The sequence below is a fragment of the Streptomyces sp. NPDC005799 genome, assembly GCF_040630525.1.
Lineage (GTDB): Bacteria > Actinomycetota > Actinomycetes > Streptomycetales > Streptomycetaceae > Streptomyces > Streptomyces griseorubiginosus_B.
In genome coordinates, this window is sequence record NZ_JBEXXQ010000010.1 from 10,061 (window position 1) to 25,103 (window position 15,043).

The 15,043-nt window shown below is 72.5% G+C and carries 11 protein-coding genes, 4 pseudogenes and 1 riboswitch; of the genes and pseudogenes, 3 read left to right on the top strand and 12 right to left on the bottom strand.

What is annotated here, in order from left to right:
* Positions 1-105: 105 nt before the first annotated feature.
* The 8 genes and pseudogenes from hypE to ABZ453_RS11970 all read right to left on the bottom strand — a co-directional run.
* Positions 106-1,173, bottom strand: coding sequence for a hydrogenase expression/formation protein HypE (gene hypE / locus ABZ453_RS11935; protein ID WP_359014102.1), 1,068 nt, complete (start codon positions 1,171-1,173; stop codon positions 106-108).
* Entirely contained in the window at positions 1,166-2,308 is a 1,143-nt protein-coding gene (gene hypD, locus ABZ453_RS11940) for a hydrogenase formation protein HypD (RefSeq protein WP_359014104.1), read from the bottom strand. Before hypD ends, hypE begins: the two co-directional genes overlap by 8 nt.
* Positions 2,305-2,586, bottom strand: coding sequence for a HypC/HybG/HupF family hydrogenase formation chaperone (locus ABZ453_RS11945; protein WP_133043694.1), 282 nt, complete (start codon positions 2,584-2,586; stop codon positions 2,305-2,307). The genes hypD and ABZ453_RS11945 overlap by 4 nt, the downstream gene beginning before the upstream one ends.
* Positions 2,587-2,589: 3 nt before the next feature.
* The gene (gene hypF / locus ABZ453_RS11950; protein WP_359014107.1) at positions 2,590-4,929 is read right to left on the bottom strand and encodes a carbamoyltransferase HypF; all 2,340 of its coding nucleotides are present in this window, start codon (positions 4,927-4,929) and stop codon (positions 2,590-2,592) included.
* Entirely contained in the window at positions 4,926-5,669 is a 744-nt protein-coding gene (gene hypB, locus ABZ453_RS11955; protein WP_359014109.1) for a hydrogenase nickel incorporation protein HypB, read from the bottom strand. Before hypB ends, hypF begins: the two co-directional genes overlap by 4 nt.
* 51 nt (positions 5,670-5,720) lie before the next feature.
* The gene (locus ABZ453_RS11960; protein WP_359014110.1) at positions 5,721-6,317 is read right to left on the bottom strand and encodes a hydrogenase maturation protease; all 597 of its coding nucleotides are present in this window, start codon (positions 6,315-6,317) and stop codon (positions 5,721-5,723) included.
* Positions 6,314-8,032, bottom strand: coding sequence for a hydrogenase maturation protein (locus tag ABZ453_RS11965; RefSeq protein ID WP_359014443.1), 1,719 nt, complete (start codon positions 8,030-8,032; stop codon positions 6,314-6,316). The genes ABZ453_RS11960 and ABZ453_RS11965 overlap by 4 nt, the downstream gene beginning before the upstream one ends.
* 144 nt (positions 8,033-8,176) lie before the next feature.
* Positions 8,177-9,318: pseudogene (locus ABZ453_RS11970) on the bottom strand (nucleotide disphospho-sugar-binding domain-containing protein); the annotation flags it as partial.
* 218 nt (positions 9,319-9,536) lie between these two features.
* Between ABZ453_RS11970 and ABZ453_RS11975 the strand changes: the two are divergent.
* Positions 9,537-11,504: a ricin-type beta-trefoil lectin domain protein gene (locus ABZ453_RS11975; protein ID WP_359014112.1), complete on the top strand. Its 1,968-nt coding sequence runs from the start codon at positions 9,537-9,539 to the stop codon at positions 11,502-11,504.
* A gap of 64 nt (positions 11,505-11,568) precedes the next feature.
* On the opposite strand, the gene ABZ453_RS11980 is transcribed toward ABZ453_RS11975, so the two are convergent.
* Positions 11,569-11,847 carry a hypothetical protein gene (locus tag ABZ453_RS11980; RefSeq protein ID WP_359014114.1) on the bottom strand — a complete coding sequence of 93 codons (279 nt, stop codon included), beginning with the start codon at positions 11,845-11,847 and terminating at the stop codon, positions 11,569-11,571.
* Positions 11,844-12,299: pseudogene (locus ABZ453_RS11985) on the bottom strand (cbb3-type cytochrome c oxidase subunit I); the annotation flags it as partial. The gene ABZ453_RS11980 and the pseudogene ABZ453_RS11985, both read right to left, overlap by 4 nt.
* 8 nt (positions 12,300-12,307) lie before the next feature.
* Here ABZ453_RS11985 and ABZ453_RS11990 point away from each other — a divergent pair.
* Positions 12,308-12,622, top strand: a pseudogene (locus ABZ453_RS11990) (hypothetical protein); the annotation flags it as partial.
* On the opposite strand, the pseudogene ABZ453_RS11995 reads toward ABZ453_RS11990, so the two are convergent.
* Positions 12,623-13,469 (bottom strand): annotated as a pseudogene (locus tag ABZ453_RS11995) (bifunctional 5,10-methylenetetrahydrofolate dehydrogenase/5,10-methenyltetrahydrofolate cyclohydrolase).
* A gap of 23 nt (positions 13,470-13,492) precedes the next feature.
* Positions 13,493-13,576: riboswitch (ZMP/ZTP riboswitch) on the bottom strand.
* Between the two features lie 4 nt (positions 13,577-13,580).
* A complete protein-coding gene (locus ABZ453_RS12000; RefSeq protein WP_359014116.1) occupies positions 13,581-14,438 on the bottom strand; it encodes a hypothetical protein in 858 nt (285 codons plus the stop codon).
* A 61-nt stretch (positions 14,439-14,499) separates the two neighbouring features.
* Between ABZ453_RS12000 and ABZ453_RS12005 the strand changes: the two genes are divergently transcribed.
* On the top strand, positions 14,500-15,033 hold the full coding sequence (locus ABZ453_RS12005) for a MarR family transcriptional regulator (protein ID WP_359014118.1): 534 nt from the start codon (positions 14,500-14,502) through the stop codon (positions 15,031-15,033).
* Positions 15,034-15,043: the final 10 nt, after the last annotated feature.

Here is a 15,043-nt window from a genome sequence, read left to right on the forward strand (position 1 = left end):
GGGGGCTCTCCTTCTCTTATCTCGGGTTCCGGGCGCCGTGCCTTTCCGGCGCGGGCCCCCCGCCCCCCCTCTGTCGGGTCGGCGGGGCCCCGCTCGCGTCCGGAGTCAGCAGATGCGCGGCAGCTGCTCACCGAGCGGCAGGTCCACCACCCGGGTGCCGCCGAGTCCCGTGGCGACCACGACCATGCCGGGGTGGTCGGCGACGCACTCACCGATCAGCGTGGCCCCGGTGCCCTGCGGGTGTGCGCGCATCGCCGCGAGGACGGCCTCCGCCTCCGTCGGCGGCACGAAGGCGACCAGCCGGCCCTCGTTGGCGACGTAGAGCGGATCGAGCCCCAGGAAACCGCAGGCGTTCGCGACCGCGTCCGGCACCGGAATGGCCCGCTCCGTAAGTCGGACACCGGTTCCGGAGGCGCGGGCGATCTCGTTGAGGGACGCGGCCAGACCGCCGCGGGTGGGGTCGCGCAGGACGTGAATGTCCGGGGTGACCGCCAGCATGGACGCCACCAGGTCCGCCAGCGGCGCGGTGTCGCTGGCCAGCTCGACCCCGAACTCCAGCCCGTCCCGGACGCTCATGATCGCCACCCCGTGCAGGCCGATCGGCCCGCTGACGATGACGGCGTCACCGGGCCGCGCCCGCTGGGGCCGGATGTCCACCCCGTCCGGGACGAGCCCGACCCCGGCGGTGGTGACGTACACGCCGTCGCCGTGCCCCGACTCCACCACCTTGGTGTCGCCCGTGGCGATGGTGACCCCGGCGGTCTCGGCCGCGGCACCCATCGCGCGCGCGATCCGTTCGACGACGGTCAGCTCCACGCCCTCTTCCAGGACGAAGGCGGCCGACAGGTAGGCGGGCCTGGCTCCGCTCATCGCCAGGTCGTTGACGGTGCCGTTGACCGCCAGGTCACCCAGACTGCCGCCGGGGAAGAACAGCGGCCTGACGACATAGGAGTCGGTGGAGAACGCCAGCCTGGCGCCGCCCAGTTCGAGGACGGCGGAGTCGGCGAGGCCGGCCAGGGTGGCGTTGCCGTACGCGGGGACGAAGACCTGCTCCAACAGCTCCGCCGACAGCGCTCCGCCCCCGCCGTGCCCCATGACCACGACGGGCTGGTCGCGCAGGGGGGCCGGGCAGGTCCAGTTCGCGGGGTCGACGGTTTCGACGAGATCAGCCAACGGGGTTCACCTCCTTGCCCGCCGCCCCGGCCGCCTGCGGCGTCGCGGAGTTCATCCGGCGGTACAGGTAGTACGCGGCACAGGCACCCTCGCTGGAGACCATGGTGGCGCCGAGCGGGGTGCGCGGGGTGCAGGTGGTGCCGAAGGCCGCGCATTCGGTGGGCTTGATCAGGCCCTGGAGCACCTCGCCCGCGCGGCACTCGGCGGGTTCCTCGGTGCGGATGTCGGTGACCTGGAAGCGGTGCTCGGCGTCGTACGCGCGAAACGTCTCGGTCAGCCGCCAGCCGCTGTTCGGAATGGGCCCGATGCCGCGCCAGTTCCGGTCGGTGACCTCGAACACCTCCTCGATCATGCGTACGGCGGCCGGGTTGCCGTCCTCGCGCACGGCACGCGGGTAGGCGTTCTCCACCCGGTGCTCCCCGCGTTCCAGCTGACGCACCGCGCGGCGGATGCCCTCGAGGATGTCGAGCGGCTCGAAGCCGGTCACCACGAGCGGTACGCCGAACCGCTCGGCCAGCTGCGGGTACTCGGCCGTGCCCATCACGCTGCACACGTGCCCGGCGGCGAGGAAGCCCTGCACCCGGCAGGACGGCGACGTCATGATCGCCTCGACGGCCGGGGGCACCCGTACGTGCGACACCAGGAGGCTGAAGTTGGTCAGGCCCAGGCGGCGCGCCTGGTGCACGGCCATGGCGTTGGCGGGGGCCGTGGTCTCGAAGCCGATGGCGAAGAACACCACTTCCCGGTCCGGGTTGCGGCGGGCGAGCTCGAGGGCGTCGAGCGGTGAGTAGACCACCCGTACGTCGCCGCCCTCGCCCTTGACACGGAACAGGTCCCGGCCGGTGCCCGGCACCCGGAGCATGTCACCGAAGGAGCAGAAGATCACCCCGGGACGCGAGGCGATCTCCAGCGCCTTGTCGATGACCTCCAGGGGGGTGACACACACCGGACAGCCGGGACCGTGGATCAACTCCACCTGTTCGGGCAGGAGTTGGTCGATGCCGTGCCGGATGATGGAGTGGGTCTGGCCGCCGCACACCTCCATCAGGGCCCAGGGCCGGGTGACGGTGGCGCGGATGTCGTCCACCAGCCGCCGGGCGAGGTCCGGGTCGTTGAACTCGTCGATGTACTTCACGCGGTTCCCGCCTCCTTCGCCGCCTGCTCCCAGGCGTCACCGAACTCCTCCTCCAGCAGCCCCAGTTCCTCGAAGAGCTGCAGGGAGGCCAAGGCCGATTCCTCGTCCAGTCGCTGGAGCGCGAACCCGACGTGGACGATGACGTACTCACCCACGCGCACGTCCGACACGTACTCCAGACACGCCTGCTTCTGCACACCGCCGAAGTCGATCAGCCCGGTGAGCGGGTCGGCACTGTCGTCGATCGAGACGACCTTGCCGGGCACTGCCAAACACATGGGTCACTCCTCCTGTCGTTCGTGCGCCGCGACCACGAGTTGTCCGAGGGCCAAACCGCCGTCGTTCGGGGGGACTTCGCCGTGCCGCAGCACCGCGAAGCCGTCCTGGGCGAGAAGCCGCGCGCACTCCTCCTCCAGCAGTGCGTTGGCGAACACCCCGCCGCTCAGCGCGACGGTCGCCACGCCGGTCTCCCGGCGAGCCCGCCGGCAGATCTTCGCCACGGCCAGCGCGACGCCACGGTGGAAACGCGCGGCGAGCACCGGGACCGGTGCGCCGCGACGCAGGTCGGCGACGAGTGCGCCGAGCACGGGCGCCGGGTCGCACAGGCCGGAGACCAGACCGAAGGCGTACGCCGTGTCGTCGGCGTCCCGGGCCGCAGCGGCCGCGGCCTCCAGCTCCAGGGCGGCCTGGGCCTCGTATCCCGCGCGATGACACACACCCACCAGGGACGACACCGCGTCGAAGAGCCGGCCCATGCTGGAGGTCGCCACGCAGGCCACTCCGCGCGCCAACTGGTGCTCCAAGAGGCTCAGTTCGGCGGGTGAGCAGGCGGCGACGCAGGGCAGGTCCGGCTCCCACGCCAGCCCCGCGGCCCACAGCCGGGCCAGGGCCAGCCGGCAGGGGTTGGCCACCCCCGCGTCACCGCCGGGCAGCGGGGCCGGGGCGAGGTGGGCGAAGCGGCGGTGCCCCGTGTAATCGGCGAGCAGGAACTCGCCGCCCCAGACGGTGCCGTCGTCGCCGTAGCCCGTGCCGTCGAAGGCCACGCCGATCACGGGTGTGGTGCCGTCGAGGCCGTGCTCGGCCATCGCCGAGGCGATGTGCGCGTGGTGGTGCTGCACGAACACCGGTGCTGGAAGGGGCAGTTGGGCGGCGTGGCGACGGGCCCAGCGGGAGGAGTGGTAGCCGGGGTGGCGGTCGGCGGCGACGAGCTCGGGGGTGACGCCACTGAGCCGCCGCATGTGTCCCTCGGCCCGCTGGGCGGCCTCCAGCGTCGTCAGGTCGCCCATGTCGCCGATGTGCGGGCCCAGCCAGGCCTGGTCGCCCTCGCCGACGCACAGCGCGTTCTTGAGGTCGCCGCCCACCGCGAGCGCGGGCCGCACGGCGACCGGCAGGCGCAGCGGGCGGGGCACATACCCGCGGGAGCGCCGCAGCACCTGCTCCGTGCCGTCGGCGCGCACCCGCAGCAGGGAGTCGTCGCACGGGGAGGAGATGACCCGGTCATGGGCCAGCCAGGCGTCGGCCAGCCCGGCGAGGCGGGTCAGTGCCTCCTCGTCGTCCGTGACGATGGGTTCGCCGGAGCGGTTGCCGCTCGTCATGACCAGCACCCGAGGGCCCGGAGGGTCACCCGGCAGGCCCAGCAGCAGCGTGTGGACGGGGGTGTAGGGCAGCATCACACCGAGGTGCGGGCTGCCCGGACAGACACCAGGCGCGAGGGGGAGGCCCGCTGCCCCCGTCCGCCGGCGCAGCAGGACGATGGGGCGGCGGGGGCCGGTGAGGGCCGTCCGCTCGGCCGAGGAGACCTCGGCGATCCGCTCCACGGTGTCGAGGTCGGCGCACATGACCGCGAACGGTTTGCCGCCGCGCTCCTTGCGTGCGCGCAGCGTGTCCACGGCCCGTGCGTCGGTGGCGTCGCAGGCCAGGTGGTAGCCGCCGAGGCCCTTGACGGCGAGGATCCGTCCGGCCGCCAGCAGAGCCCGCGCCGCCGCCAGGGCCTCGTCGTCCCGTGCGGGGCGCGGCCCGCTGCCGGGGGCGGGCACCAGGCGCAGCCGGGGCCCGCAGTCCGGACAGGCGACGGGCTGGGCGTGGAAGCGGCGGTCGGCGGGCTCGCCGTACTCCCGGGCGCAGGCGGGGCACATCGGGAAGCCGGTCATGGTGGTGAGCGCCCTGTCGTACGGCATCCCCGTGGCGATGGTGAAGCGGGGTCCGCAGTGGGTGCAGGTGACGAACGGGTGGCGGTGGCGGCGGTCGGCCGGATCGGCCAGTTCCCGCAGACAGTCGGCGCAGGTCGCGGTGTCGGGCGGGAGCTGGGTGCGCCCCGAGGAGTGTTCGGTGGCACGGATGGTGAAGGAGGCGTCGACGCCGGTGACGGGCAGGTCCTCGACCCCTACGCCGGTGACGGTGGCCAGCGGCGGGGGCTCGGCGGCCAGCCGCTCACAGAACCGGGCGACCTCTTCCGGCAGGCCCTCCACCTCGATGAGGACGCCGCTCGCCGTGTTGCTCACGAAGCCGCAGAGCGCGAGGTCGGTCGCCAGACGGTGCACGAACGGACGGAAGCCCACGCCCTGCACGGTGCCGCGCACGGTGACGCGACGGCGCACCGCCTGTGCGGCGGGCGCGGTCACGAGACGCGGCCGGCGGTGAGGCCGGGGTCCTTCCGCGCATGCCGGTGGGGGTGCGGGGCGAGGGGCGGACGGTGCACGGGGGCCCCGTCCCGCACGGCGAGCACCCGTTCCAGTACGGTGCCGACGCCGTCGCCGTCCCGGGCGCAGGACCGGACGACCTCCACCCCGGGGTTGACCCGCCGCACATGGGCGAGGAAGGCGGCCTCGTCGAAACCGGCGGCCTCGGCCAGGTCGGTCTTGGTCAGCACGACGAGTTGGGCGGAGCCGAAGGCGGTGGGGTACTTCAGCGGCTTGTCCTCGCCCTCCGTCACCGCCATGAGCACGATGCGCAGGCTCTCGCCGAGGTCGTAGGAGGCCGGGCAGACGAGATTGCCGACGTTCTCCACGAACAGCACCGCGGTGTCCTCGGGCAGCCAGTCGCGCACATGGGTGCTCAGCTGCCGGGCCTCCAGATGGCACAGTCCGTCGGTCAGCAGCTGTTTCACCGGTGCCCCTGAGCGGGCCAGCCGCCGGGCGTCGTTCTCGGTCGCCAGGTCGGCGGTGAGGGCGGCCACCGGGACGCGCCGCTCCACCGCGAGGGCCAGCACCCGTCCCAGCAGCTCCGTCTTTCCGCTGCCCGGGCTGGACAGGAGGTTGACCACGCATACGCCGCGCCGGGCCAGTTCCTCGCGCAGGCTCGCGGCCAGGCCGTCGTTCTTCGCCAGGACGGCCTGGGTGACGTCCTCCATGGACTCGCACATGGGCGGTGCTCCTCGCGGTCGGTGAGGGGGAGAGACCGGGATGTCGGTGCGTCACCGATCCTCGACGCCGCCGGCCACCGGCAGCGGGAGCCCGGCCGCGGACGGGCCCGTGGATTCGTCCGGGCGGCTCAACGCAGGTGTGGCCAGGGGGTCGGCGAGCAGGGCCGGGACCAGGGTGTGCAGGGCCTCGACGGCTCGCTCGACCGCGTCGCGGACCGTCGCGCTGATGCCCGGGGTGATGTCCTCGTCGCCGCTCGGCCGCAGTTCGGGCTCGCAGGCCAGGACGAGGACGCGCGGCAGCGGCTCGTCGCCGAGGTGGGCGGCGAGGGCCAGCACCTTGGCCGGATCCATGCCGTGCGCCTCGGGCGGGGCGGCGCTCTCGCCGCCGTCCGGGAGATCCGGTTCGATCAGCGACAGGGTGCCCGGCCGGTGGCCCCGCACGGCCGCGTCGACGAGGACGGCGGTGTCGTAGCCGTCGAGCAGTTCGTACGCGAGATCCAGGCCGCGGATGCCGAAGTCCCGCACCCGCACCTCGGCGGGCAGCGGCCGCCGCTCCAGGGCGCGGATCACCTCGGGGCCGAAGGCGTCGTCGGCGAGGAAGATGTTGCCGACGCCTGCCACCAGCAGGCGGATGCCGGACCCGGTCACCGGTCACCCCCGGCGACGGGCTCGCCGACCGGGGCGAGGGGCCGGGCCGAACCGCCCGGCAGCTTGCGCACGAAGGCCGAGCGCAGGGCGTGGTACGGGGCCCGCGCATCGAAGAAGATGGCCCGCATCCGGGCGAGTTCGGCCCGCCGATGGTCGGAGAGCGGTCGTCGTTCCTCGTCGGCCCGGCGTGTCGCGGCCTTCGCGGCGATCTGCCGGGCGAGGTCCGGGGCACCGGCGAGCGCGGTGGCCAGCCTCTCGACCTCGGCGGCGAACGCCTGGGCCGGCACCGGCAGCAGACGGTCCACCATCCCGAGCCGTGCGGCGGTGGCCGCGCTCACCGGCAGCGCCTCGGTGGTCAGCCGCCGCGCGGTCTCGCCTCCGACGCGGCGCGGCAGCGTGTACGTCCAGAACTCCGAGCCGTACAGGCCCATCCGCCGGTAGTGCGGGTTGAGGACGGTGCCCGTGCGGCACCACACCTGGTCCGCCGCCAGCGCGAGCATGACGCCGCCCGCCGCCGCGTTGCCGCCGAGCGCCGCCACCACCAGCCGGTCGGTGGTGCGCAGGACCGCTTCGACCAGGTCGTCCATGGCGTTGAGATTGGACCAGGACTCACCGGCGGGGTCGGCGGCGGCCTCGATGACGTTGAGGTGGATGCCGTTGGAGAAGAAGTCGCGGCATCCGCCCAGCACCAGCACCCGACTGGGCCGGGTGAGCGCGTGCCGGTAGGCGGCGAGCAGCCTGCGGCAGTGGTCGGTGCTCATCGCTCCGCCGGGGAAGGAGAACGTCAGGAAGCCGATGTCGCCGTGCTGCCGGTACCGGATGTCGGTCCAGGTCCTGCGGCCGGCGGGCAGCTCCAGCGGGGCCGTGACCTCCGGCAGCGACGGAGCGGAGAAGGCGGCGAGCACGGAGGCCGCGGGACGGCGGAACGGCGCCGGGTCGCCGGAGCTCTTACGGGGCCGCAGCTGCGTAATCCACACCGCGCCGTCCCGGGTGGCCCGGCAGACCGCCCCGGCGCGCGTGGCGAGCAACTCCCCGGGGGCTCCGCGCAGTTCGTCCTCGGGGTGGCCGCCGTGCAGGAACACCTCGTGGCCGAGGAGTTCGTCCAGAACGCCCGGCTGCGAGTCGGCCCCACGGAGCTTGCGCAGCACCGTCCCGGTGCCGTCGTTCTCCCAGTCGATCCCGCGCCGCTCCTGGCGGAAGAAGTCGCGCCACACCACGCGGACCGAGGGATCGCTCTGCGGCTGCGGCTTGAACGCCCCCTCGGCGTAGCGCCGTACGGCCAGGCGGACGGCGGCCATGGCGGCGTCCGAGGTCTCGTTGCGGTACAGGTCGCTCTTGCCGACCGGCGCCGTCGGGAAGGACTCGGACGCCCACACGTCGCCCGCGTCCATGCCCGCCTCCGCCTGGAGCACCGTGACTCCCCATTCGGGCGCGTCCTCGGCGACGGCCCAGTCCAGGGAGGACGGGCCGCGGTCGCCGGGCGGCCCCGGATGCACGACGAGGCAGGTGTGCGCCCGCCAGACGTCCTCCGGCAGCGCTGTCCTCAGCATCGGGGCGATGATCAGTTCCGGACGCACCTCCCGTACGGCGGTCCTGATCGCCCCGGTGCCGTGCGAGGCGAGAACGACGTCGACCCGGTGCCCTTCGTCCGACAGTTCCGCGTACACGCGCTGGGACAGGCTGTTGAACGCGCTGGCGACGAGCAAGATGTCCATGACGCGGCATGATCGTCGGTGCGCCGGGGGGCGAGAAGGACCCGGGCGGCGTTTCGCCGTCCTCCGCGGGCTTGCTTCCACCATCCGGAGCGCATCCGAGGTTCTCGGACGCCTCGCCGGCCTCGGTCGGCCCGCCGTGCCGCACCGATGGACCGCGGCGAGCACCGGAGCCACACCGTCCTCCCCGCGGACGCGTGCCCCCGGATCGGCGGCGCGAGGTGCGAACGCCTGATCGCGGGTGGCCCGCATCAGGGCGGTGGCCAGGGTGTCGGCCGTCAGGTGGCGCAGCGGCAGGGCGCGGGGAACGACGCCCAGGGCGGCCGGGCGCGTGGCCCAGAAGCCCTCGTCGAACGGGATCGGGACCGGCACCGTCGGCACGTCGGCGCGCAGGGCGGCCGCTGTCGTACCCGTCGCCCGCGTGGTGGACCACGGCGGCCATGCGCTGGAAGAGCACCGAATGGGCGACCTCGGCGACCGTCAGCGTGTCCGAGTCGGAGGCATCGAGACCGGCCCAGCCCCGCTGGATCACGCCCGCAGCCCGGCCCGGCGCGCAGAGCGCGTACGACAGCCCCGCTCAGCCGCTCGGGGTCGGGCACGGTCGCGCTGCCCAGGCCGACGTACACCGGCGGTGGTCCCGCTTCGAGGAAGTCCCGTAGCGCGGAGGGGAGTTCGCTGTCGCCGTCGTACGGCCACCAGTAGCCGGCCACGGTGAGGCCCGCACCCCCGTCGTCCGGCCGCCGCACCACCAGCTCGCTGAAGCCGTGCAGCACCGGCCGCGCCTGCCGCTCCCGGGCCCGCCATGCCGCGGTGGCGCTCGTACGGGGCAGCCCCAGCCGCTGCCGTACGGACGGCAGCGCCCCGGCGAAGACCTGCTCCACGGCCAGGGTCACCCCGTGCCCGGCGATCCGGTTGCCCACCGCTCCGAGCGAGCGCACTCCGAGCGTGGGCGGCCCGAACTCCCGTGTCGGAGCGAGTGGTTGGAGGGGAACGTCCAGATACGGCAGGGACAGGCCCTCGGCGACGGTACGGCCGAGCGGGCCCACCGAACCGGACAGGAGCAGCAGATCGCTCGACCGGGCGGCCGCCACGAGGTCGTCCGCCATGCGCCCGACCAGCGCCCGCGCCATCGCGACCACGCGTACCAGCGTGCCCACCCCGGTCGCGCTGCGATGCGGCCCGCGTCCCCGCGCGGATTCCAGTTCGGCCCGCGGGTCGTGCCCGGCACGGACGAGTCCGTGCCCGAGGCCGGTGTAGGGGGCCACATCGCCCCGGGATCCCGCCGTCATGATCGCTACGCGCACGACGGCCAGTATGACGCCGTGTCAGTTCGTGCCGCGACAACGACCCGTGCGGAGCGGCCACTTCACCCCTGTCACATCCGTTGACTTGGCTCTCCCGGTGGCTCTACTTTCGGCGCGCGATACGTTCGGTTAACCGATCCTCGTTCGGTATCTCGAATAAATGCCTTGGTCTGCCTGAGATCCCCTCACACCGCAGGAGCCGCATGTACCCCCCGCCGCACCAGCTCCGCCGAGGTGCCCACGTGCGCCTCAGAACCGCCGCCGTACGCCTCCTCGTCCTCGTCCTGACCGCGACCGCCGCCCTTCTGTTCGCCGGGCCCGGTCCTGCCCAGGCGGCGACGAACCGTCAAATAGCCGTACCGACCGCCCCGATGGGCTGGGCCTCCTGGAACAGCTTCGCCGCGAAGATCGACTACAGCGTCATCAAGGAGCAGGTCGACGCGTTCGTGGCGGCCGGCCTGCCGGCGGCCGGATACAAGTACATCAACATCGACGAGGGCTGGTGGCAGGGCACCCGCGACAGCGCGGGCAACATCACCGTCGACGAGTCCGAGTGGCCCGGCGGCATGAGCGCCATCGCCGACTACATCCACAGCAAGGGCCTCAAGGCAGGCATCTACACCGACGCCGGCAAGAACGGCTGCGGCTACTACTACCCGACCGGCCGCCCCGCCGCGCCCGACACGGGCAGCGAGGGCCACTACGACCAGGACATGCTGCAGTTCTCCGAGTGGGGCTTCGACTTCGTCAAGGTCGACTGGTGCGGCGGTGACGCGGAAGGGCTCGACGCCGCGTCGACGTACCAGTCGATCAGTGACGCGGTCGCCAGGGCGTCGGCCACCACCGGCCGTCCGCTCACCCTCTCGATCTGCAACTGGGGCAAGCAGAACCCCTGGAACTGGGCGCCGGGCCAGGCCCCCATGTGGCGGACCAGCACCGACATCATCTACTACGGCGACTCGCCCTCGATGACGAATTTGCTGTCCAACTTCGACCAGACCCTGCACCCCCTCGCCCAGCACACCGGCTACTACAACGACCCCGACATGCTGATGGTCGGCATGGACGGCTTCACCGCCGCCCAGAACCGCACCCACATGAATCTCTGGGCGATCTCCGGCGCCCCGCTCCTCGCCGGCAACAACCTCGCCACCATGACCTCGGAGACCGCCGGCATCCTCAAGAACGCCGAGGTCATCGCCGTCGACCAGGACCCGCGCGGCCTCCAGGGCGTCAAGGTCGCCGAGGACACCAGCGGACTGCAGGTCTACGGCAAGGTCCTGTCCGGCACCGGCAACCGCGCCGTCGTCCTGCTCAACCGCACCTCCTCCGCCCAGAACATCACCGTCCGCTGGTCGGACCTGGGCCTGACCAACGCCTCCGCGACCGTCCGTGACCTGTGGGCCCGCACCAACCTGGGCTCGTACGGCACGAGTTACACCGCCGGCGTTCCGGCGGGCGGCTCGGTGATGCTCACCGTCACCGGCGGTACGGAAGCGGCGAGCAGCACCTACACCGGGACGGCGAGCTTCTCGGGCGTGGTCGCCGGAAACACCGGGGTCAAGGTGGTGGACGTCGCCTACACCAACAACACCTCCACCGCCCGCACCGCGACCCTCAAGGTCAACGGCCAGGGCTCGACGACCGTTTCCTTCCCGCCCACCGGCTCCGCGCAGGGCACCGTCTCGGTGATGGTCGGCCTGTCCAAGGGCTCCTCCAACACCCTTGCCTTCACCGGCGCGCCGACCCTCGCGGACATCACGGTCCGTCCGCTGCCCGGAGCCAACGGCACCCAGGTCGTCGGCAAGCAGTCCGGCCGCTGCCTCGACGTCTACAACAACACGATCACCAACGGCACCCAGGCCGAACTCTGGGACTGCAACGGCGGCCAGAACCAGGCCTGGACGTACACCTCCCGCAAGGAACTCGTCGTGTACGGCGACAAGTGCCTCGACGCCTACAACCTCGGCACCACCAACGGCACCAAGGTCGTCATCTGGGACTGCAACGGCCAGAACAACCAGAAATGGAACGTGGGCAGCGACGGCACGATCACCAACGTCAACGCCGGGCTGTGCCTGGACGCGTACAACAACGGCACCGCCAACGGGACGTTGCTGGACCTGTGGAGCTGCAACGGCGGCGACAACCAGAAGTGGACGCTCAACTAGCGCCGGTCTGGGTGCACGCCAGCACCACCAGACCCGCGGCCGCGACCCCGGTGCAGGCCAGCAGTCAGCCGGCCAGCAGTCGGTTGCGCAGGCCGCGGTAGGCAGCCTCGTACTCGCCCCGCATCTGACGGGCACGCTCCGCCGTGTGCTGCCAGGAGGCGCGGGCGAGTGCGAGGTACTCCGCCTCGAACCGCCCCTCCATCTCCGCCCGTTGGGCCGGAGTCAGCCAGTCGAAGGGGGCGCTGAAGCGGGCGGCGGCGCTTCGGCCCTCCTCCCGGGCGGCGGCGATCAGGAGGTGCCCCTCGATCTCGTTGAGAAGCGTCCGGGTGTCCTCGCTGCTCATGGGACGGTCAAATCCCGCTCGGCGACCGGCTTCTGTCCGTGGTGGAGGTCGAACGCCGGGGATTGACTGCGGATGCGGGGGAGTTGGACGAAGTTGTGCCGTGGCGGCGGGCAGGAGGTCGCCCACTCCAGGGAGCGGCCGTAGCCCCACGGGGCGTCGACCTCGACCTTCTCGCCGTACCTGGCGGTCTTCCAGACGTTGTAGAGGAACGGGAGCATCGAGGAGCCCAACAGGAACGAGGAGATGGTCGAGACCGTGTTGAGCGTGGTGAACCCCTCGGCCGCCAGGTAGTCCGGTATACGGCGCTGCATGCCCTGCGCGCCTAGCCAGTGCTGGACCAGGAAGGTGCCATGGAAGCCGGTGGACAGCGTCCAGAACGTGATCTTCCCGAGCCGCTCGTCGAGCATCCTGCCCGTGAACTTGGGCCACCAGAAGTGGAATCCGGCGAACATGCCGCACAGCCCTGACGACCCCGGAACTCCTCCACGCCGTCGCCGACCTGCTCGACCACTGGACCCTGGGTGCCCGTGAGAACGCCACCCTCGTCAGGCTGCTGGCCGGCACCCGGGGACTGCGGCCGGTCGGCGAGATCACCGACCGGCTCGGGCGGCGCGGACAGGCCTACGTGTACGACGGATCCGGCACCCGCATGATGCTGATCATGGACCCGTCCGAGGGTGCCGTACTGGGCCTGGAGACCACCTTCTCCCGGGCCGATCCCGAATACGGTGTCAAGGCCGGCGACGTGATGTCGTACAGCGCCTGGATGCGCTGATCACACCCCGAGCTGCCGGGCGGCGGCGTCGACGGTCTGCTCCAGCAGCGTGGCGATGGTCATCGGGCCGACGCCGCCGGGCACCGGGGTGATGAGCCCGGCCCGCTCCACGGCGGAGTCGAAGTCGACGTCGCCCACGTTGCCCGGGTTGTACCCGGCGTCGATCACGACGGCGCCGGGCTTGATGTCCTCGCCCCGGACGAGCCGCGGCCGGCCCACCGCGGCGACCACGATGTCCGCCTCGCGCACCACCGACGACAGGTCGGCGGTGCGCGAGTGGCAGTACGTCACCGTCGCGTCGCGGGCGAGCAGCAGCATGCCGACCGGCTTGCCCAGGATGGCACTGCGGCCCACGACGACGGCGCGTCGGCCGGCGGGATCGACGCCGTACTCGTCGAGGAGCCGCATGATCCCGCCGGGCGTGCACGAGACGAACCCCGGCAGGCCGAAGCTCATCGTGGCGAACGAGGCGAAGGTGACGCCGTCGACGTCCTTCTCGGGCGCGATCGCCTCGAAAGCGGCCCGCTCGTCGACGTGTTCACCCACCGGATGCTGCAGCAGGATGCCGTGCACGGTGGGATCGGCGGACAACTGCCGCAGCGCGGCGACGAGTTCCGGTGGTCGTGGCGGCCGGCAGGGCGACATGCCGGGACTCGATGCCGGACTTGCGGCAGCGGTTCTGCTTCATACGGACGTAGGTGACGGAGGCAGTGTCCTCGCCAACCAGAACGGTCGCGAGACAGGGCGCCGTTCCCGTGCGTGCGGTGAGCTCGGCCGCCTTCTTGGCGGTGTCCTCGACGATGCGCCCCGCGAGCGCGGTGCCTTTCATGAGCCGGGCCTGCGACATGATCCACTCCTGGGCCGGTGTGACGGGATCGCCCAGGCGCACGGCATCGACTGTTCGCGGCCGCTCCCCGGTGGTGCTCCACCCAAGCGCCAGTCACGGCCCGCCACGAGCCTAGCCGACCGGCTCCTCCCGCACCGGCGGGGCCGCCGTCGGGTCGACACCGTCGAGGAAGCCGGACGCCTGGGCGTGCAGACGCCCGGCACCGACGGCGCCGGCCCAGCGGGCGACCTCGGACGCAAGGGCCCTGGCCCCGGCCTCGTCACCCGTGGCGCGCGCCACCACGGCCAGCAGCAGCTGCTGGGACAGCGTGCCCGCGACGAGGCCCGCGCCGGCGCCGAGCGCGGTGGCCCGCCGCCAGCGTTCGAGGGCGCGCTCGTGGTTCCCGCCGTCGTGGTCGTGCATGCCGAGGTGCCGCAGTGCCTCCCGGGCCAGCAGCGGATCGGGGCCGGACTCCCCGGCCGCCAGGGCGGCCGCGTAGTGGGCCGGCGCGGCGGCGAGGTCGGCGAAGAGGTTGTCGGTGATCAGCCCCAGGTACATCGAGGCCCAGCCGCCTCGCACCTCGTCGGGCGCGCCGTCGCGCAGGTCCCGCGCCTGCCGCCTGAGCCCTGCGAGGACCTCGGGGTCCTTTCCCTCGGGGCCGAGGTGCGGGGTGCCGTCGACGACCAGCAGACGGCCGTAGGTGTGCCGCAGCCGTGCGAAGCCGAGGTCCCAGTCGGCCTCGGGCAGCAGTTCGGCCGCGGTCTCGAGGCGGGGCCCGGCGATGTCGCTGCCCGTGAACCAGTCGCTCTCCAGGGCGACTTCGGCGGCCGCCCGGGCGAGCCGGGCTCGGTCCGCCCGGTTGTCGGGAACGGCCGAGTCCAGCAGCCGCAGGGCTCTGGGCCAGCGGCCGGCGAGGGACAACTCCTGTGCGGAGGCGATCAGTTCGTCGATGGTGACGGATGTGCGCAAAGCGCTCGTCGCGTTCGTCATGACGAGAGAAGGTAGTTATGCAGAAAACCATCCACAAGAAAACCACTGCGGGAGACAGACGATGGAGGACTCGGCGGACCGGCATGTCGAGGATTGGGTGAAGGAGCTCGACTGGATGGACCCGGTGAAGGAGGCGATCTTCGTCCGCCTGGCCATCCTGTCCCGGCACGCGTCCAAGGCCCGGCGCGAGATGCTCGACTCCGACGGGCTGCGGCACTGGCAGTACAAGGTGCTGCTCACCCTGCGCCGGCTCGGCCCGCCCTACACCGCGAGCCCGTCACAGCTCGCCGACCGGCTGGGGCTGACCCGGGGCGCGCTGTCGGCCCGGCTGGGACCGCTGGAGGAGGCGGGCCTGATCCGCCGTACCCACGAGGAGGGCGACCGCCGGCGGGTGCGGGTGCGGCTCACCGAGGCAGGGGACGCCGCCTTCGAGCAGCATGCCGCGTCGGAGGAAGCGGGCGAGGTCGCGCTGCTCTCCGTACTGACCGCAGAAGAACAGCGGACACTGGCCGACCTGCTGCGGAGGCTGGTCGTCGCCGCCGAGTCAGGCCCAGAGCCGCTCGAGCCGAAAAGGTCCAGGTCAACCGGGAGCTGACCTGGACCCT

Coding starts and splice junctions, on each gene's coding strand:
- ABZ453_RS11945 (WP_133043694.1), bottom strand. CDS start 2,586: ATGTGTTTGGCAGTGCCCGGCAAGGTCGTCTCGATCGACGACAGTGCC.
- hypB (WP_359014109.1), bottom strand. CDS start 5,669: ATGTGCGAGTCCATGGAGGACGTCACCCAGGCCGTCCTGGCGAAGAAC.
- ABZ453_RS11965 (WP_359014443.1), bottom strand. CDS start 8,032: ATGGACATCTTGCTCGTCGCCAGCGCGTTCAACAGCCTGTCCCAGCGC.
- ABZ453_RS11975 (WP_359014112.1), top strand. CDS start 9,537: ATGTACCCCCCGCCGCACCAGCTCCGCCGAGGTGCCCACGTGCGCCTC.
- ABZ453_RS11980 (WP_359014114.1), bottom strand. CDS start 11,847: ATGAGCAGCGAGGACACCCGGACGCTTCTCAACGAGATCGAGGGGCAC.
- ABZ453_RS12000 (WP_359014116.1), bottom strand. CDS start 14,438: ATGACGAACGCGACGAGCGCTTTGCGCACATCCGTCACCATCGACGAA.
- ABZ453_RS12005 (WP_359014118.1), top strand. CDS start 14,500: ATGGAGGACTCGGCGGACCGGCATGTCGAGGATTGGGTGAAGGAGCTC.